General features: G+C 73.4%; 16 protein-coding genes and 1 pseudogene. 11 read left to right on the top strand and 6 right to left on the bottom strand.

Going from position 1 to position 18503, the window contains the following annotated elements; genetic code table 11:
• Window positions 1–94: 94 nt before the first annotated feature.
• The 5 genes from yjfF to pdxR form a co-directional block, all read right to left on the bottom strand.
• A complete protein-coding gene (gene yjfF, locus KIK08_RS28450; protein WP_308257945.1) occupies window positions 95–1093 on the bottom strand; it encodes a galactofuranose ABC transporter, permease protein YjfF in 999 nt (332 codons plus the stop codon).
• A 59-nt stretch (window positions 1094–1152) separates the two neighbouring features.
• Entirely contained in the window at window positions 1153–2220 is a 1068-nt protein-coding gene (locus KIK08_RS28445) for an ABC transporter permease (protein WP_214406351.1), read from the bottom strand.
• Window positions 2213–3796 (bottom strand): sugar ABC transporter ATP-binding protein, encoded by a 1584-nt coding sequence (locus KIK08_RS28440; protein ID WP_250557979.1) that lies wholly within the window; start codon window positions 3794–3796, stop codon window positions 2213–2215. Before KIK08_RS28440 ends, KIK08_RS28445 begins: the two co-directional genes overlap by 8 nt.
• A 42-nt stretch (window positions 3797–3838) precedes the next feature.
• The gene (locus tag KIK08_RS28435; protein WP_408004744.1) at window positions 3839–4879 is read right to left on the bottom strand and encodes an ABC transporter substrate-binding protein; all 1041 of its coding nucleotides are present in this window, start codon (window positions 4877–4879) and stop codon (window positions 3839–3841) included.
• 136 nt (window positions 4880–5015) lie between these two features.
• Window positions 5016–6413: a MocR-like pyridoxine biosynthesis transcription factor PdxR gene (gene pdxR / locus KIK08_RS28430; protein WP_214406349.1), complete on the bottom strand. Its 1398-nt coding sequence runs from the start codon at window positions 6411–6413 to the stop codon at window positions 5016–5018.
• Window positions 6414–6541: 128 nt separating this feature from the next.
• Here pdxR and KIK08_RS28425 point away from each other — a divergent pair, with 128 nt between their 5' ends.
• Window positions 6542–7456, top strand: a complete 915-nt coding sequence (locus KIK08_RS28425) for an EamA family transporter (protein WP_214406348.1) — start codon at window positions 6542–6544, stop codon at window positions 7454–7456.
• A 107-nt stretch (window positions 7457–7563) separates the two neighbouring features.
• Window positions 7564–8907: a glucosylglycerate hydrolase gene (ggh, locus tag KIK08_RS28420; protein ID WP_308257944.1), complete on the top strand. Its 1344-nt coding sequence runs from the start codon at window positions 7564–7566 to the stop codon at window positions 8905–8907.
• Between the two features lie 216 nt (window positions 8908–9123).
• On the opposite strand, the gene KIK08_RS28415 is transcribed toward ggh, so the two are convergent.
• Window positions 9124–9327, bottom strand: coding sequence for a hypothetical protein (locus KIK08_RS28415; protein WP_214406347.1), 204 nt, complete (start codon window positions 9325–9327; stop codon window positions 9124–9126).
• 106 nt (window positions 9328–9433) lie between these two features.
• Here KIK08_RS28415 and KIK08_RS28410 point away from each other — a divergent pair, with 106 nt between their 5' ends.
• The 9 genes and pseudogenes from KIK08_RS28410 to KIK08_RS28370 all read left to right on the top strand — a co-directional run.
• Window positions 9434–9664, top strand: a complete 231-nt coding sequence (locus KIK08_RS28410; RefSeq protein WP_308257943.1) for a DUF397 domain-containing protein — start codon at window positions 9434–9436, stop codon at window positions 9662–9664.
• 238 nt (window positions 9665–9902) lie between these two features.
• Window positions 9903–10805, top strand: coding sequence for a Sco1979 family transcriptional regulator (locus KIK08_RS28405; protein ID WP_214406345.1), 903 nt, complete (start codon window positions 9903–9905; stop codon window positions 10803–10805).
• A gap of 47 nt (window positions 10806–10852) precedes the next feature.
• Complete coding sequence (locus KIK08_RS28400; protein WP_308257942.1) at window positions 10853–11785, top strand: pseudouridine synthase; 933 nt, start codon at window positions 10853–10855, stop codon at window positions 11783–11785.
• A gap of 63 nt (window positions 11786–11848) precedes the next feature.
• Window positions 11849–12865 (top strand): LacI family DNA-binding transcriptional regulator, encoded by a 1017-nt coding sequence (locus KIK08_RS28395; RefSeq protein WP_214406344.1) that lies wholly within the window; start codon window positions 11849–11851, stop codon window positions 12863–12865.
• 172 nt (window positions 12866–13037) lie between these two features.
• A complete protein-coding gene (locus KIK08_RS28390; protein ID WP_214406343.1) occupies window positions 13038–14348 on the top strand; it encodes an extracellular solute-binding protein in 1311 nt (436 codons plus the stop codon).
• On the top strand, window positions 14345–15331 hold the full coding sequence (locus KIK08_RS28385; RefSeq protein WP_214406342.1) for a carbohydrate ABC transporter permease: 987 nt from the start codon (window positions 14345–14347) through the stop codon (window positions 15329–15331). Before KIK08_RS28390 ends, KIK08_RS28385 begins: the two co-directional genes overlap by 4 nt.
• Window positions 15328–16224 carry a carbohydrate ABC transporter permease gene (locus KIK08_RS40390; RefSeq protein WP_214406341.1) on the top strand — a complete coding sequence of 299 codons (897 nt, stop codon included), beginning with the start codon at window positions 15328–15330 and terminating at the stop codon, window positions 16222–16224. Before KIK08_RS28385 ends, KIK08_RS40390 begins: the two co-directional genes overlap by 4 nt.
• Window positions 16225–16343: 119 nt before the next feature.
• Window positions 16344–17783 (top strand): GH1 family beta-glucosidase, encoded by a 1440-nt coding sequence (locus KIK08_RS28375; protein WP_214406340.1) that lies wholly within the window; start codon window positions 16344–16346, stop codon window positions 17781–17783.
• A 175-nt stretch (window positions 17784–17958) separates the two neighbouring features.
• Window positions 17959–18503 (top strand): annotated as a pseudogene (locus tag KIK08_RS28370) (hypothetical protein); the annotation flags it as partial.

Here is an 18503-nt window from a genome sequence, read left to right as displayed (position 1 = left end):
GGGCCGGGCCGTCGGAGCGCGGGTGGCCGCCGGGACGCGCGCGCCGACGTCGGCGCCAGTGCCGCCAGTGCCTCACCGGTGCATCACCACTGCCTCATCCGCCCTCCGCCGCGGCCGCCGGTGGCGGGGCCGCGGGCGCCCGGCCGCGGCGCGGGCCGGTGCCGAGCAGGCGCTGCAGCACCACGAAGACCAGCAGCAGCAACCCGATGACGATCTTCGTCCACCAGGAGCTGAGCGTGCCCTCGAACGAGATGATCGTCTGCACCAGGCCCAGCACCAGCACGCCCAGCAGCGAGCCGAGCACGTAGCCCGAACCGCCGGTGAGCAGGGTGCCGCCGATCACCACGGCGGCGATGGCGTCGAGCTCCATGCCCACCGCGTTGAGGCTGTAGCCCGACAGCAGGTAGAGGCTGAACATGAGCCCGGCCAGCGCGGAGCAGAACCCGCTGATGGCGTAGACCCCGACCCGGGCCCGCCCGACCGCCAACCCCATCAGCAGCGCCGACTGCTCGTTGCCGCCCACCGCGTAGACGGTGCGGCCGAACCGGGTCAGGTGCAGCACGTACGCCCCCACCGCCACCACGACCAGCGCGAGCACCGCGGGCGGGGTGAGGAACAGTCGCCCGCCCAGCGGGATCGACGCCGAGGCGATGGCCGAGAACGTCGGGTCGGTGATCGGGATGGAGTTGAGGTCGATGATGTAGCAGAGCCCGCGGGCCAGGAACAGCCCGGCCAGCGTCACGATGAACGGCTGGATGTCCAGGTAGTGGACGACCGCGCCCATGGCCAGCCCGAACAGCGTGCCCCCGACCAGCACCCCGATGATCACCACCGGCGCCGACCAGCCGGCGCGCAGCCCGGACGCGGTGACCATGGTCGTCAGCGCCACCACCGAGCCGACCGACAGGTCGATGCCGCCGGTGAGGATCACGAAGGTCATCCCGACGGCCAGCACGATCAGGAACGAGTTGTCGATCAGCAGGTTGAGCATCACCTGGCCGGAGGCGAACTTGCGGTAGCGCAGGCTGCCGACGGCGAACAGGGCCACCAGCAGCCCCACGGTGACCAGCACCGGGACGAACCGGGTCGGCACCCCGAGGCGCCGCCCGGGGCCGGTGGCGACCGGTCCGACGACGGGGGGCGGGGCGGTGGTCACGACGTGCTCCTCTCCACGGGCCGCTCGACCGGCCGCGGCTCGGGCGGGGTGGCCTCCCCCGGTGGCGCGGCCGGTGGCCGCTTGCGACGCCGGCCGGCCAGCAGCTCGTAGGTGCGCGGCGACTGCATCAGGCAGACCGCGATCACCACGACGGCCTTGAACACCAGCGAGACGTCCGGCGGGATGCCCAGGGTGAGCACGGTGGTGTTGAGGGTCTGGATGGTCAGCGCCCCGAACAGCGTGCCGACGATGGAGAACCTGCCCCCGGCCAGCGAGGTGCCGCCGATGACCACGGCCAGGATGGCGTCCAGCTCCAGCCAGAGCCCGGCCCGGTTGGCGTCCGCGGCGTTGATGTTCGAGCTGATCATCAACCCGGCCACGCCCGCGCACAGCGCGGAGAAGACGTAGACCGTCCAGATCAGCACGCGCGCCCGCACGCCGGCCAACCGGCTGGCCGCGGGGTTGATCCCGACCGCCTCGACCAGGGTGCCGAGCGCGGTGGCCCGGGTGGCCAGGGCGACCAGGGCGTAGACCGCCGCCGCGACGACGACGGTCAGCGGCACCGCGAGCAGCTCGCCGCCGGCGATGTCGGAGAACAGCGGGTTGTTGACGGTGACGATCTGGCCGTCGGTGATCAGCTGGGCCAGCCCTCGCCCGGCGGTCATCAGGACCAGCGTCGCGATGATCGGCTGGATGCCCAGCACGGAGACCAGGAAGCCGTTCCAGGCGCCCAGCGCGACCGACAGGCCGAGCGCGATGCCGATGCCCTCCAGGGCGGCGCCGGGCGAGGTCGGGTCGGGGCTGGCCGCGATCCACGCGCAGGTGGTCGCACCGGCGATCGCCACGATCGCGCCGACCGACAGGTCGATGCCGCGGGTGGCGATCACCAGGGTCATGCCCAGCGCCATCAGCGCCACCGGGGCGCCGTTGTGCAGGATGTCGATCACGCTGCCGTAGAGCCGGCCGTCCTGCACGCGCACCGCGAAGAACCCCGGCGCCAGGGCCAGGTTCAGCAGCAGCAGGACGACCAGCGGCCAGAACGGCTTGCGCCACAGCTCACGCATCGGCTCGCCCGTACTCCCACTCCGCGCCGCCGGTGCCCGGCGGGTCGGCGTGCCCGGTGGCGATCAGCTCCATCACCCGGTCCACCTCCACGTCCTCGCCGGTCAGCTCGGCGACGGGGCGGCGGTCCCGCAGCACCAGCACCCGGTCGGCCAACCGGACCACCTCCTCCAGCTCGGCGGAGATGTAGACCACCGCCATGCCCTGCCCGGCCAGGTCGGCGACCAGCGCCTGGATCTGCGCCTTGGCGCCGATGTCGATGCCGCGGGTGGGCTCGTCCAGGATGAGCAGCCGTGGGCCCGTCGCCAACCACCGGGCCAGCAGCACTTTCTGCTGGTTGCCCCCGGAGAGGTTGCGCAGCAGCGCGTCCGGGTCGGGCGGGCGGATGTCGAGCACCTCGATCCAGCGCGCCGCCACCTCCTCCTGGGTGCGCCCGGGGATGCGGCGCAGGCCCCGGGCGGCCTGCATGGCGAGCACGATGTTGTCGCGCACCGTCAGGTCGGCGACCACACCCTCGGCGCCGCGGTTCTCCGAGGTGAAGGCCACGCCGCTGCCGATGGCGTCGCGCGGGGTGCGCATCGGCACGACCCGGCCGTCGATGGTGATCTGGCCGGTGTCGGCGCGGTCGGCGCCGAACAGCAGCCGGGCGAGCTCGGTGCGCCCGGAGCCGAGCAGCCCGGCCAGCCCGACGACCTCGCCCGGGCGCACCGCGAGGTCGACCGGCTCGATCGCGCCCCGCCGGCCCAGCCCGGACGCGGCCACCACGGGCTCGACCGCCTCCGGGGCCGGCGCGGCCGGCGCCCGGTCGAGCTGCTCGAGCGCCTCCAGCTCGCGCCCGACCATCGCCGAGACCAGCTGCAGGCGCGGCAGCTCGGCGGTGCGGTACTCCCCCACGAGCCGGCCGTTGCGCAGCACGGTCGTGCGGTCGGAGATGGCGTAGACCTGGTCGAGGAAGTGCGTGACGAACAGGATGGCCACGCCCTCCGCGCGCAGGCCGGAGACCACCCGGAACAGCTCGGCCACCTCGTCGGCGTCCAGGCTGGAGGTGGGCTCGTCCAGGATCAGGACCTTGCAGTCCACCTGCACCGCCCGCCCGATGGAGACCAGCTGCTGCACGGCGATCGAGTGGCTGCCCAGCGGTGAGGCCGGATCGACGTCCAGGTGCAGGCGGGCCAGCACCTCGCGGGCCCGCTTGCGCACCCCCCGCCCGTCGATGCGGCCCCACCGCCGCGGCTCCCGGCCGAGCAGCAGGTTCTCCGCCACGGAGAGGTTCGGGCAGAGGTTGACCTCCTGGTACACGGTGCTGATGCCGGCCGCCTGCGCCTGCGCCGGGCCGCTGAACGCGACCTCGGCGCCGTCGAGCACGACCCGGCCCGCGTCCAGCGGGTGGACCCCGGTCAGCGCCTTGATCAGCGTCGACTTGCCGGCGCCGTTCTCGCCCATCAGCGCGTGCACCTCGCCGGCGCGCAGCCGGAAGTCGACCCCGTCGAGGGCGCGCACGGGCCCGAACGCCACGCTGATGCCGGTCATCTCCAGCAGCGGCGCGGCGTCCGGGCCCGGTTGCGGTACTGCAGTCATCGGTGCGTCCCGATCTCCGTGCGGTCGGTTGCGGTCGAGGCGTCAGTACTGCCGCGTGGGCAGCGCCTCCTTGGCCGCCGCCTGGTCGAAGGTGGTCTCCTCGGTGACGACCCGCGGCGGGATCTGCTCACCGGCGACGACCTTCTTCGCCAGGTCCATCAGCTGCGGGCCGAGCAGCGGGTTGCACTCCACGATGTAGTTGATCTTGCCGTCGGCCAGGGCCTGCATGCCGTCCTTGACCGCGTCCACCGTGATGATCTTGATGTCCTGGCCGGGGACCTTGCCGGCCGCCTCGATCGCCTCGATCGCGCCCAGGCCCATGTCGTCGTTGTGCGCGTAGAGCACGTCGATGTCCGGGTTGGACTTGAGGAACGCCTCCATGACCTGCTTGCCGCCGGAGCGGGTGAAGTCACCGGTCTGCGAGGCGACGACCTTCAGGTTCGGGTTGGCCGCGATGACCTCGGCGAACCCCTCCTGCCGGTCGATGGCCGGCGCCGAGCCGGTCGTGCCCTGCAGCTCGACGATGTTGACCGGTCCGGCACTGCTCTCCGGCTGCTCCAGCAGCCACTGGCCGGCCTTCTTGCCCTCCTCGATGAAATCCGAGCCGAGGAAGGTGGCGTAGAGGCTGGTGTCGGCCGAGTCGACCGCCCGGTCGGTCAGGATGACCGGGATGCCGGCGCGCTTGGCCTCCTGCAGCACCGGGTCCCACCCGGACTCCACCACCGGGCTGAACGCGATCACGTCCACCTGCTGCTGGATGAAGTTGCGGATGGCCTTGATCTGGTTCTCCTGCTTCTGCTGCGCATCGGAGAACTGCAGCTCGATGCCGGCCTCCTCGGCCGACTCCTGCACGGACTTGGTGTTGGCGGTCCGCCAGCCGCTCTCGGCGCCGACCTGGGAGAAGCCCATCACGATGGACTCCCCGCCGGAGTCGCCGGCGTCGGCGGGAGCGCTCCCACCGCCGGCGTCGGCGCCGCCGTTGCCGCACGCGGCGAGGGTCAGCGCCAGCACGGCGGCCGCGGCCAGCCGCACGCCGCGCCTGCGGAAGGTGGACCTCGGGGTGGACTCGGTTGTCCAGCGCACGCGCGCCTCCTGGTGCTCATCGTCGGGCATAGGGGGGTGTGACGGGTCACACGGTCGGGGCGGATTGTGAGCGCTAACAATCCGCGCCGTCAAGGCCTTGCGCCGACCGCTACCCGGTCGTAATGCGCGGGACGGGCTAACGCGGCCCGGGCAGGCTGCGCCCGAGCCGGGCGATCGCGGCGCGGATCCGGTCGGGCGGATGGGCCGCGTAGCCCAGGACCAGACCCCCCGGCCCTTCGCTCCAGCGGTGGCGTGAGAGCGGGTGCACGACGACGCCCGCCGCGCGTGCCCGCTCCGCCAGCGCCACGTCGTCGAGCCGGGCGGCGCCGGGCCGCTCGGGGAAGGTGACCATCAGGTGCAGCCCGGCGGCGACGCCGTGCACGGTGGCCCCGGGCAGGTGCTCGGTCAGCGCGCCCAGCATGGCGTCGCGACGGCGGCGCTGGCGCGCGCGCACCCGGCGCAGGTGGCGCTCCAGCTCGCCGGACTCCATCAGCTCGGCCAGCACGAGCTGGGGCAGCGCGGCGTTGCCCAGGTCGGACATGTACTTCTGGGTCACCACCTCGGTGCGCAGCCGGGCGGGAACGATCATCCAGCCCAGCCGCATGGCCGGGGCGAGCGTCTTGGACACGCTGCCGGTGTGCACGACGCGGTCGGGCGCCATCGCCTGCAGGGCCGGCACGGGCGCCCGGTCGTAGCGGTGCTCGGCGTCGTAGTCGTCCTCGACGACGAGCTCGACGCCGGTGCTCGGGGCGAGCAGCTCGCGGCGCCTGCCGGGGGCCAGCACGACACCGGTCGGGAAGTGGTGGGCCGGGGTCACCAGCACCACCGACTCGCCGGTGCGGGCCAGCGCGGCGACGTCGATGCCCTCGCCGTCCACCGGTACCGGGACCGGCGTGAGGCCCCAGTGCGCGAGCTCGTCGTGCGCGCCGCGCGAACCCGGGTCCTCCACGGCGACCGAGTCGGCCCCCCGGTTGCGCAGCACCTGGGCCACCAGCGCGATCGCCTGCGCGACGCCGGCGACCACGACGATGTCCTCGGCCTCGGCGCGCACCCCGCGCACCCGGCGCAGCCACCGGGCCAGCACGGCACGCAGGACGGGGTTGCCCTGCGGGTCGCCGTAACCCAGGTCGGCCGGGCCGGCCGAGGCCAGCACCGCCCGCTCGGCGCGCAGCCAGGCCGTGCGCGGGAACGCCGACAGGTCGGGCACCCCCGGCGACAGGTCGAAGTCGGCGCCGGTGGGCGCGGTGGGGGGCGGGGGCGGCGGGGACCGGTGCGGCGCCACGGCCACGACCGTGCCGCGCGCGCCGTCGGCCACGGCCACCCCCTCGTCGACCAGCCGCTGGTAGGCCGCGACGACGACCCCGCGGGAGACGCCCAGGTCGGTGGCGAGCAGCCGGGAGGAGGGCAGCCGGTCGCCCACCCGCAGCCTGCCGTCGGCCGCGGCCGAGCGCAGGGCGTCGGTCAGCCAGGCCGTGAGCCCGCCGCGCGGCGCTCCGCCGGCGTCGAGCTGGAGGAAGTCGGTGCCGCCGGCCATGCCCCTCCACCCGCCCCGTCCCGCCCGTCCGAGTGCTCCCACCATGATGGCCCGCGGCGGGAATGGTCCATCAGACGCGGCCGAACTTGGCCCTGTCGAGTGGACCATACGGGCCCGAGCATGACGGCGTGCCCCGAACGACGACCTCCCCACCACAGTCCACCGCACCCGTCCCCGCCCCCGGCCTGCTGCGCCTCAGCCTCCCCGGCGCCATCGGCATGGCCTGCGTCGGCGGCAGCGTCGCGGTCTCCGGGCTGCTCACCAGCGCCCCGCTGTTCACCGTGCAGGCCGTGCGTTACGCCGTGGCGGCGGTGCTGCTGCTCGGCCTGGCCCGCCTCGCCGGCCGCACCGTCCCCCGCCCGCGCGGCGCCGAGTGGGCGTGGCTGACGGCCGTGGCCGGTTCCGGGCTGGTGCTGTTCAACGTCGCCCTCGTGCGCGGCTCCGAGCACGCCGAGCCCGCTGTGCTCGCCGTGGCCGTGGCCGGCGCGCCGATCCTGCTCGCGCTGGTCGGACCGCTGCTGGCCGGTCGACGGCCCGTCCCCGCGGTCGTGCTGGCCGCCGCGGCGGTCACCGCGGGCGCGGCGCTGATCCAGGGCGGCGGACGCAGCGACGCGACCGGCCTGGCCTGGGCGGCCCTGACGCTGGCCTGCGAGGTCGGGTTCACCCTGCTCGCGGTGCCGGTGCTGGGCAGGCTCGGCGCCTGGGGCGTCTCGGTGCACGCGTGCTGGATCGCCGCGGTGGCGCTGGCCGCGGTCGGGCTCGGCACCGAGGGGCCGGCCGCCGTCCTCGCCCTCGGCCCCACCGAATGGATGGCCACGGCCTACCTCGCGGTCGTGGTCACCGCCCTCGCGTTCGTGCTCTGGTACTCCACGGTCGGCGCGATCGGATCGGCGAGGGCGGGCCTGCTGACCGGGGTCGCGCCGGCCGCCGCCGCGGTCGCGGGACCGCTGCTGGGCGGACCGCCGCCCGGACCGGTCGCCGCCGCCGGGGTCGCGCTCGTGGCGGTGGGTCCGCTGCTCGGGCTGCGCGCCCGCTCCGGTTGATCGTCCACTTCGGTCGACGCGGGCGCCGGTCCGCCGTTCGCGGGGGTACGGGATCGGCGCCCGACGCCCTACACTGGGCCGCTGCCGACCGGCTCGGGGGGACCGCCGTGACCCGCACGACAGTGGACGGTCCCGTGCTCGATGTCGCCGTACTGCGCCGCGCCGCGGCCGAGGTCCTGCGCCGCAACGACCTCGGCTCGGCGACCGTGGCCGCACCCGGGCTCTACCCGCACCAGTGGAGCTGGGACTCGGCCTTCATCGCCATCGGGCTGTCCCGCGTGGACGTGCCGCGCGCGGCCGTCGAGTTGCGCAGCCTGCTCGGTGCCCAGTGGAGCACCGGGATGGTCCCGCACATCGTGTTCTCCCCCGGCGCCGCCGACTACTTCCCCGGCCCCGACCGGTGGGGCACCGACGACGCCCCCGCCCGCCCGGCTGGCCGGCGCACCAGCGGCATCTGCCAGCCGCCGGTGCACGCGATCGCGGTGCGCCACGTCCTCGACCGCGGCCGCGAGCAGGGCGGGACGATCCAGGAGACCGCCGAGGTCTTCGCCGCGGAGACCTTCGACGCCCTGCTGGCCTGGCACCGGTGGCTGGTCCGCGCCCGCGACCCGGACGGCGTCGGGCTCGTCGAGATCCACCACAGCTGGGAGTCCGGCTTCGACAACTCCCCGCGCTGGGACGCGCCGTACTCCCGCGTCACACCGGGCCCGGTGGCCCCCTTCACCCGCCGCGACACCACCCACGTCGAGGACGCCGCCGAGCGCCCGACCGACGAGGAGTACCGCCGCTACCTGTGGCTGGTCGACCAGATGCGGGCCGTCGGCTTCGACGACGACCGGGTGCGCGAGACCGTCGACTTCCGCGTCCGCGACGTGTTCTTCTCCGCGATCCTGGCCGCCGCGGCCGAGGTGCTCGCCGACATCGGCGAGGAACTGGGCCGCGACGCCGACGCCGACGAGCAGCGCGCGGTCGCCCGGCGCTTCCGCACCGGCGTGGCGTCCACCGTCGACGCGACCACCGGCCTGGCCCGCGACTGGGACGTCCTGGCCCAGGAGTGGGTGGCCCCGCTCACCGTGGCCGGCTTCGCGCCGCTGGTCGCCGGCGGCGACGAGGGCCTGCTCACCCGCCAGCGCAGCCTGCTGCTGGGCGAGCAGTGGATGGGCCACCCGGCGCTGCGCTTCCCGCTGCCGCCCTCGACGTCGCCGGTCAGCCCGGACTTCCGCCGCCGGACCTACTGGCGGGGGCCGGTGTGGCCGTTCCTCAACCTGCTGCTGGGCTGGGCCTCGATCCGCGACAGCGCGTGGGACCTGCGCTGGGTGCTGCGCGACGCCTCCCTCGACCAACTGGCCGACCTGACCTTCGCCGAGTACTACGAGCCGATCACCGGCGAGCCGCTGGGCAGCCGCGACCAGTCCTGGACGGCGGCGGCGGCGCTGGAGTGGCTGGCCTGACCGTCCCGACGGTCGTGACGATCCTGACCGTTCGGGTGGTGCGACCGGACCACCCCGGTCGACCCCGGTCCCCCTCCGGACCGGAGCCGACCGGACGCGGTCCGCGCCGCTCGTTCCGGCGCGGGACGGCCTCGGAGCCCCGGCGCAGCCGCCGGGAGCTCAGTGCGTACTCGGTGCGCACTCGGTGCGTACTCCAGTGCGTACTCCAGCGCGGGCTCAGTGCCCGCCGCTGTGCGACCGACGCGCCGCGTCGGCGATGCCGTGCAGTGAGCAGGGCCAGCGCACGCCGGGCAGACCGGTGCCGCCCTTGGTGCAGGTGCGACAGCGCCCCGTGCGATCGGGCACGTGCTGGTCCAGCAGCTTCTGCCAGACGTCCACCATCGGTGCCAGCTCGGCGGCCAGCCTCCCGCCCTCCGTCATGCACTTCTCCGATCCCATCGACCGCCGACCTCACGGAGTCGACCCGTCGCCCTATCGTGGCTACTCGGCCTTGCATTCGCAAGTTCCGATGCATGAGCATCTGCACGTGCACACAACATCGCGCTACGCCAGGTGGCGGAAGAGCACCGCGAGCAACCCCACCGGCAACTGCGTCGAGCTGGCCGAACTGCCGGGCGGGAGGGTCGCCGTGCGCAACTCCCGCAGCCCGGAGGGACCCGTCCTGCTCTACACGCGCGCCGAGATCGCCGCGTTCATCGCGGGCGTGCGCGCCGGCGAGTTCGACGACCTGGCGCCGCGTTACGGGTCCGCGACATGATGATGAACACACTGCCGCCCACATCGGACTCCCCGGCCTGAACAGCGCAGCTCACCGGGATGGTCGAGACCGCTACCCACCGCCATCGGACTTCTGACCGGACAGCGGTTGACCATCGACTTGCTTCCGGCCCGGGGACCCGGCAGAGTGAAGCGGGCCACTGCGCTGAGCGAGCGGCTGAGCTGAGCGAAGCACGGGTTCGAGCATCGATCCTCCAGGGGAGAGCGCGGTTACAGCGATGAACGTGGCGAGGAACCACGAACCGCTCACGGGCGGTCCGAACGCCGAGAACGGCGTCACGTCGGGTCCGACCGTGCTGCGGATGGGCCTGGGCGCCGAGCTGCGCAGGCGCCGCGAACTGGCCGGCATCACCCGCGAGGTGGCCGGCGACGCGATCCGCGCCTCCACGGCCAAGATCAGTCGTCTGGAGCTGGGTCGGGTCAGCTTCAAGGAGCGCGACGTCGCCGACCTGCTGACCTTGTACAAGGTCACCGACGACGCCGAGCGCGCCGAGTTCCTCGAGCTCGTGCGCAAGGCCAACGCCCCCGGCTGGTGGCACCGCTACGCCGACCTGCTGCCCAACTGGTTCGAGACCTACCTCGGCCTCGAGCAGGCCGCCGCGGTCATCCGGACCTACGAGCTGCAGTTCGTCCCCGGCCTGCTGCAGACCCGCGAGTACGCCCGCGCCGTCACCCAGCTCGCGGTCAGCCGCGCCGAGGAGATCGAGCGCCGCGTCGAGCTGCGGATGCGCCGCCAGGAGCTGCTCACCGCCGAGGGCGCGCCCACCCTGTGGGCGGTCATCGACGAGGCGGCGCTGCGCCGCTCCATCGGCGGCCCCGACCTGGCCCGCGACCAGCTCACCCACCTGCTGGACATCAACGAGCGGCCGAACGTGTCGCTGCAGATCGCCCCGCTGAGCTACGGCGGCCACCCGGCCGCGGGCGGGCCGTTCACGCTGCTGCGCTTCGCCCAGCCCGACCTGCCCGACATCGTCTACCTCGAGCAGCTCACCAGCGCCCTCTACCTGGACAAGCGCGCCGACGTCGAGCACTACGCGCTGGTCATGGATCGGCTCGTGGCCCAGGTCGAGCCGCCGGCACGCACCGCGACGCTGCTGGAGCGGATCCGCAAGGAGCTGTGAGGCCGCGCACCCGCGGTGCCGGCAGTACCGCGCGCCGGGGCAGGCGCGTGCCCTCCTCACCGCTGCCCCAGCGCCACGGCCTGGACGCGGTGCGCCTGCGCACCCCGGTCGAGGCGTCCTGGGCGACGATGCGCGACCACCTCGTCGAACGGCTGCCCCGGGTGCCGCCCGAGCGCATCGACGCGATGCTGCGCGAGCGCCTGATCGTCGACGCGGCCGGCCCGCTCGCGCCCGACGCCCCCTACGTGCCGGGCACCTACCTGTGGTTCCACCGCGACCTTCCGGTCGAGGTGCCCGTGCCGTTCGACATCGGCGTCGTGCACCGCGACGAGCACCTCGTGGTCGTCGACAAGCCGCACTTCCTGGCCACCATCCCGCGCGGCAGCCACATCGTGGAGACCGCGCTGGTCCGCCTGCGCCGCGACCTCGACCTGCCCGAGCTGAGCGCCGCGCACCGGCTCGACCGGATGACCGCCGGGCTGCTGATGTTCGTGGTCTCCCGGGAGCACCGCGGCGCCTACCAGACGCTCTTCCGCGACCGGGCCGTCCGCAAGACCTACCAGGCCCTCGCCCGCCACGACCCCTCACTGGAGCTGCCGCGCACCGTCCGGTCCCGGATCGTCAAGGAGCGCGGCGTGGTGGTGGCCACCGAGGTGCCCGGCGAACCGAACGCCGAGACGCTCGTCGAGCTGGCGGAGGTGCGCGGCGGGCTGGCCCGCTACCGGCTGACCCCGCGCACCGGGCGCACCCACCAGCTGCGCCTGCACATGGCCGGGCTGGGCGTGCCCATCCTGGGCGACGACTTCTACCCCGTGCTCGACGAGCGCCCCCTCGACGACTTCACCGCCCCGCTGCAGCTGCTGGCCAGCACGCTGGAGTTCACCGACCCCGTCACCGGCCGACCGCGCAGCTTCCGGACGCGCCTCGCCCTGGACGCGTGGCCGCCCTCCCCCGGCGCCGGGGAGCCTGCGCACGGGTGATCCTCGGCGCCGATCACGCGCGCCGCGGGGCACGTCCGGGTGGCGGGCTGCAATCCTGTGCGCATGGCACGACCCACGGGACGGGCACCGACCCTCGAGTCGGTGGCCGAGCGGGCCGGCGTGTCCCGGGCCACCGCCGGCCGGGTGCTGTCCGGCGCGACGACGGTCGGCGAGCAGGCCCGCGAAGCGGTGCTGCGCGCCGCCGCGGAGCTGTCCTACGTGACCAACCGCGCCGCCCGCTCGCTGATGACCCGGCGCAGCGATTCGATCGCCATCGTCGCCGCCGAGTCCGAGGGCCGCTTCTTCGACGACCCGTACTTCTCGCTGGTGCTGCGCGGCGCGCACGCCGCGCTGGCCGAGCGCGACGTGCAGCTCGTGTTCAGCGTGCTGACCGGCGACGAGGGCCGCGACCGGTTCGAGCGCTTCGCCCGCGGCGGCCACCTCGACGGCGTGATCATGGTGTCGCTGCACGGCGACGACCCGATGCCGCGCAGGCTGCTCCGCGCGGGGATCCCGGTCATGCTGTCCGGGCGGCCGTTCTCGCCGGTCGACGGGCTGTCCTACGTGGACGCGGACAACCGTGGCGGGGCCCGCTCGGCGGTGCGGCTGCTGGCCGAGCGCGGGCGCACCCGGCTGGCCACCATCACCGGCCCAATGGACATGATCGCGGCCATCGACCGGCACGACGGGTTCTTCGACGAGCTCGCCGCGCGCGGGATGGCCGGCCACGGCGCGCAGGACGGCGACTTCAGCATGATCGGCGGCCGGGCGGCGATGCACCGGCTGCTGGAGGCCGACCCGGACATCGACGGGGTGTTCGTGGCCAACGACCTGATGGCGCTGGGCGCCCTGCAGGCCGCCGGCGACCTGGGCCGCCGCGTGCCGGAGGACCTCGCGGTGGTCGGGTTCGACGACTCGCCGCTGGCCGCCGAGGCGCGCCCGGCCATCACCACCGTCCGCCAGCCCATCGTGGCCATGGGCGCCGCGCTCGCCGAGCGCCTGCTCGACGGCATCGAGGCGGACGAGGCGCTGCCGCCGCTGGTCATGGACACCGAGCTGGTCATCCGCGACTCGGCCTGATCCTCCGGACGACCATCAGCGCCAGTGATGGCGTAGGGCCGTTCGTCGGTACGCACTACTCCGGAGCGGCCACGGTTCGGTCACGGTGAGAGCGCTCTCTTGACAGCTCCCCCGCTGTGACGGAATTCTCGCCTGCGGCTGAGAGAGCGCTCTCACAGACTTTGGAGGATCAATGCAGACCCCACGGAGTAACTCGATCGCGCTGGCGGCCGTTGCGCTCAGCAGCGCGCTCGTGCTGTCCGCGTGCGGCGGTGGCGGTGGTGAAGCCGCCGAGCCCGCGGCGAGCGGCGGTCCGGTCGAGCTCAAGGTCAGCCTGTTCGGCACCTTCGGCTACGACGAGGTCGGGCTGTTCAAGGAGTACGAGGCGGCCAACCCCGGGGTGAAGATCGCCTACGAGTCCACCCAGGGCGAGGACAAGTACTGGCCGGCCCTGCAGACCCGGCTCGCCTCCGGCAGCGGCGTCGCCGACGTCCAGGGCATCGAGGTCGCCCGCATCGCCGACGTCGTGCAGAACCAGCAGGACCTGTGGACCGACCTGCGCGAGACCCCGGCCGCGGACAGCGTCGCCAACTACATCCCGTGGAAGGAGCCCGCCGCCACCACCGAGGACGGCGCCGTGCTCGGCCTCGGCACCGACATCGGCCCGATGGGCATCTGCTACCGCAGCGACCTGCTCCAGCAGGCCGGGCTGCCCACCGACCCGCAGCAGCTCGCCGCCCGCATGTCGAGCTGGGACGACTACGTGGCGCTGGGCAACGAGTTCAAGGCCAGCGCCCCGGCCGGCAGCGCGTGGATGGACTCCGCGGGCGGCTTCTACAACGCCATGGTCTCCACCGAGGAGAAGATCTACTACGACGAGGGCGGCAACCTCGTCTTCGAGACCAACCCGGCCGTCAAGAACGCCTTCGACACCGCGGCCGCGGCGGGCCAGGCCGGCCTGACCGCCAAGCTGGAGCAGTTCGTCGACCCGGGCTGGGACGCCGGCTTCTCCTCGGGCAGCTTCGCCACCATCGCCTGCCCGTCCTGGATGATCGGCTACATCAAGGGCAAGGCCGGTGACGCCGGCTCCGGCAAGTGGAACGTCACCACCCTGCCCGGCGGTGCCGGCGGCAACTGGGGCGGCGCCTACCTGGGCATCCCCGCGGTGAGCGAGCACAAGGAGGAGGCCGCCAAGCTGATCGCCTGGCTGACCGCCCCCGAGCAGCAGGCCAAGGTCTTCGAGGAGGTCGGCAACTTCCCGTCGACCACCGAGGCCATCGCCGCCGTCGCCGACACCACCGACGAGTACTTCAACAACGCCCCGATCGGCGAGATCTTCTCCAAGTCCTCGCAGGCGGCGCCCGTGCAGATCCTCGGCCCGAACGACGGCGTGGTGAAGAACGCGATGGCGCAGGCCCTGCTCTCGGTCGAGGCCAACGGCGTCAGCCCGGCCGACGCCTGGACGGCCGCCGGGACGCAGGTGAACAACCAGGTCGGCGCGTGACCCTCTCCCTCGAACGCCCGGCCCCCGGGGAGCGCTCGGCGCCCCCGGGGGGCGGGTCCCCACGCCGCCGCACCGACTGGCGCTCCCGCCTCTACCGGTGGGAGGGCCGCTCGGCCCCCTACGTCTACGTCGCGCCGTTCTTCCTGCTGTTCCTGGCGTTCGGGCTGTTCCCGCTGATCTACACCGCCTGGATCAGCCTGCACCAGTACCGGCTCGGCTCCCGCATGAGGTGGGTCGGCCTGGACAACTTCATCTGGCTGTTCACCAACGAGAAGTTCTACAACGCGCTGTTCAAGACGTTCACCATCGGGATCCTGTCCACGGTGCCCCAACTGCTGCTCGCGCTGGGCCTGGCCCACTTGCTGAACTACAAGCTGCGCGGGCGCACGTTCTTCCGGGTCGCGATGATCATGCCGTACGCCACCTCGGTGGCGGCGGCGACGCTGGTGTTCGCCCAGCTCTTCGGCCGCGACGCCGGCGCCTTCAACTGGCTGCTCGGGCTGGTCGGCATCGACGCGGTCGACTGGCGCAACGGCGACTGGACCGCCCAGATCGCCATCTCGGTGATCATCATCTGGCGGTGGACCGGCTACAACGCGCTGATCTACCTGGCCGGCATGCAGTCCATCTCCAAGGACCTCTACGAGGCCGCCACGCTCGACGGCGCCACGAAGTGGCAGCAGTTCCGCCACGTCACGCTGCCGGGGCTGCGCCCCACCATCCTGTTCACCGTCGTGGTGTCCACGATCGGCGCCAGCCAGGTCTTCGGCGAGCCGCTGATCTTCGGCGGCGGCAAGTCCGACGGCGGCGCGGTGAACCAGTACCAGACCCTCGGGCTGTTCATGTACCAGCAGGGCTGGACCTACAACGCGCTCGGGCGGGCCGCGGCCGTCGCCTGGGTGATGTTCGTGCTGATCGTCGGCCTGGTCCTGCTCAACACGTGGCTGACCCGCCGCCGCCAGGGGAGGGTGAAGACCTCGTGACCACCACCCTCCCACCGGCGACCGCCGCGGCGGTCGGGACGACACCACCGTCCCGACCGCCGCGGGGCCGCGCCGCGGTGGACCGCGCCGGCTGGCTCACCTACGCGGCGCTGATCGCCACCGCGGTGATCTTCATCGCGCCGTTCTACTACATGATCGTCGCGGCCAGCCGGCCGATGGCGGAGATGAACCAGCAGCCACCGCCGCTGCTGCCCGGGCCGGACCTGTGGTCCAACATCGTCAAGGCCGTCGAGCAGCAGGCCATCGGCCTGGCGCTGGTCAACACGTTCATCGTGGCCGGGATCATCACGCTGAGCACGGTTGTTTTCTGCACGCTGGCCGGCTACGCCTTCGCCAAGATGCGCTTCCGGGGCCACAACGTGCTGTTCGCGATCGCGCTGGGCACCATGATGATCCCGCCGAGCCTGGGCGTCGTCCCGCTCTACAGCCTCATGGCGACCCTCGGCCTGGCCGGGGAGCTCAGCTCGGTGATCCTGCCGACGCTGGTGCAGGCCTTCGGGCTGTTCTTCATGCGCCAATACCTGCAGGACGCGCTGCCCGACGAACTGCTGGAGGCGGCCCGCGTCGACGGGGCGACCTCGCTGCGCACGTTCTGGAGCATCGTGCTGCCCATCGCCCGGCCGGGCATGGCGGTGCTGGGGATGCTCACGTTCATGACGGCCTGGAACGACTTCTTCTGGCCGGTGATCGTGCTGAACTCGTCGAACCCGACGATCCAGGTCGCGCTGAACAACCTGGGCAGCGGCTACGTGCCGGACACCTCGGTGATCATGGCCGGCACGCTGGTCGGCACCCTGCCGGTGATCGTGGTGTTCCTGCTGCTGGGTCGCCAGATCGTGGGCGGGATCATCGCCGGCGCGGTCAAGGGCTGACCCGGGGGACGATTCCTCGATGACACTGGTGGTGCGCCGACCGGGGGGCGGCGCACCACCGGCACCGCTGGACGACCCCCGGCAGACCCCAACCACGCACGTACGACGGAAGAGGACGGATGACCACGACGCAGGACGCCACGGCCGCAGAGACCCTGCAGTTCCCGCCCGGATTCCTCTGGGGCTCGGCGACCGCTTCCTACCAGGTGGAGGGGGCCGTCGCGGAGGGCGGACGCACACCGTCGATCTGGGACACCTTCGCGCACACCCCGGGCCGGGTGGAGGGCGGCGAGAACGGCGACGTGGCCGACGACCACTACCACCGCTTCCGCGACGACGTCGCGCTGATGGCCGAGCTCGGCCTGACCTCCTACCGGTTCTCGATCTCCTGGAACCGGATCACCCCGCAGGTCGGCCCGGACTCGCTCGGCCCGGTCAACGCCGAGGGCCTCGCGTTCTACTCCGACCTGGTCGACGAGCTGCTCGCGGCCGGCATCCAGCCCTCGGTCACGCTCTACCACTGGGACCTGCCCCAGGCGCTGGAGGACGCGGGGGGCTGGACCTCGCGCAGCACCGCGGAGCGCTTCGGCGAGTACGCCGGCGTCGTCGCGGCCGCGCTGGGCGACCGCGTCCCCATGTTCATCACCCTCAACGAGCCCTGGTGCAGCGCGTTCCTCGGCTACGCCAGCGGCGTGCACGCGCCCGGGCGCACCGAGGACGCCGCCGCGCTGGCCGCGGTGCACCACCTCAACCTCGCCCACGGCCTGGGCGCGGCCGCGATCCGGGCCGCCGCGCCGACGGCCAAGGTGGCCATCACGCTCAACCTGGCGTGGGTGCTGCCGGAGACCGACTCCGCCCGCGACGCCGACGCCGCGCGCCGGGTCGACGGCCTGCAGAACCGGCTGTTCCTCGACCCGGTGCTGCACGGGCGCTACCCGCAGGACGTCCTCGACGACACCGCCGCGGTGACCGACTGGTCGTTCGTCCGGCCGGGCGACCTGGAGGTCATCGCCGCCCCGCTGGACGCGTTCGGGCTGAACTACTACTCCCCCACGATCGTGCGGCACTGGACCCGCGAGCGGCCCAAGGAGCAGGCCGACGGGCACGGCGACGGCGCGGCCACCCCGTGGATCGCCTGCGAGGACGTCGAGTTCCCGATCCAGCACGGCACCAAGACCGACATGGGCTGGAGCATCGACCCGCGCGGGCTGACCGAGCTGCTGCTGCGGGTGGCCGCGGAGCGCCCGGGGCTGGCCCTCATGGTCACCGAGAACGGGGCGGCGTTCCCCGACGTGGTCGGCGACGACGGGCGCGTGCTCGACACCGACCGCATCGAGTACCTGCGCACCCACCTGGCCGCGGTGCACCGCGCCATCGGCGAGGGCGCCCCGGTGAACGCCTACTACGTGTGGTCGTTCCTGGACAACTTCGAGTGGGCCTGGGGCTACGCGAAGCGCTTCGGGATCGTCCACGTCGATTACGCCACCCTCGACCGGACGCCCAAGGGCAGCGCGCTGTTCTACTCGGACGTGATCAGAGGAAACGCTGTGCCCGCCTGAGACGAGTACTCATCAGTCACGGTGTGCGCACCGGACGGGGTAGCCTTTCCCGCGCGCTACCCGCCAGTACGAGCGGGACGAGCAGCACGAGGAACGGAGGGTGCGGGTGCCGCGCGGTGACCAGGACGACGGGCCCGGCCAGGGACCCGATCCCCTCCGCACCTCCCGTCCCGGTGTGGACCAGGCCGATGCCGACCCGTGCGACCGAGGTGGGGGACCCTCGCCGGTCCTCCACCCGGCCGGGGCCGAGCTCGACGACGACGCCACGGCGCGCCTGGAGATGGAGCAGATCGAGATGGCCAGGGTCGACCTGGCCCCGATCGACCGCGACGCCCTCGACGCGGACGACGCGCTGATCGAGGCGCTCGCCAGCGGCCGGCTCACCGGCGACGACCTGCACCCCGAGCCGGTCGGCCCGGACGACGAGCTGGTCGCCATGCTGGCGGCGTGGGTGGCCGACGTGGGCCCGCAGCCGGCCGAGGCCACCGCAGGCTCCGGCTGGGACGCCGAGCCCGGGCTCGACCCCGACGCCGACGGGGAGTTCGACGCCGACCCCGACCGGGACCGTGACGGCGACCTCGACGACGACCCGGGCACCGGGCCCGGTACCGAGCACCCCGACGGGGGCAGCGCGGCGCCGGCCGACGAGCCCGTGGCGCCCGTGCTGCCGCTGCGCACCCCCGCCCCGACCGCGCCGACCATCGCCGCGGGTGGCGCGTC

The sequence above is a fragment of the Pseudonocardia lacus genome (assembly GCF_018531445.1).
Classification (GTDB): domain Bacteria; phylum Actinomycetota; class Actinomycetes; order Mycobacteriales; family Pseudonocardiaceae; genus Pseudonocardia; species Pseudonocardia lacus.
Note: the sequence above shows the minus strand (reverse complement) of the source record. Positions and strands in the feature narration are given on the sequence as shown.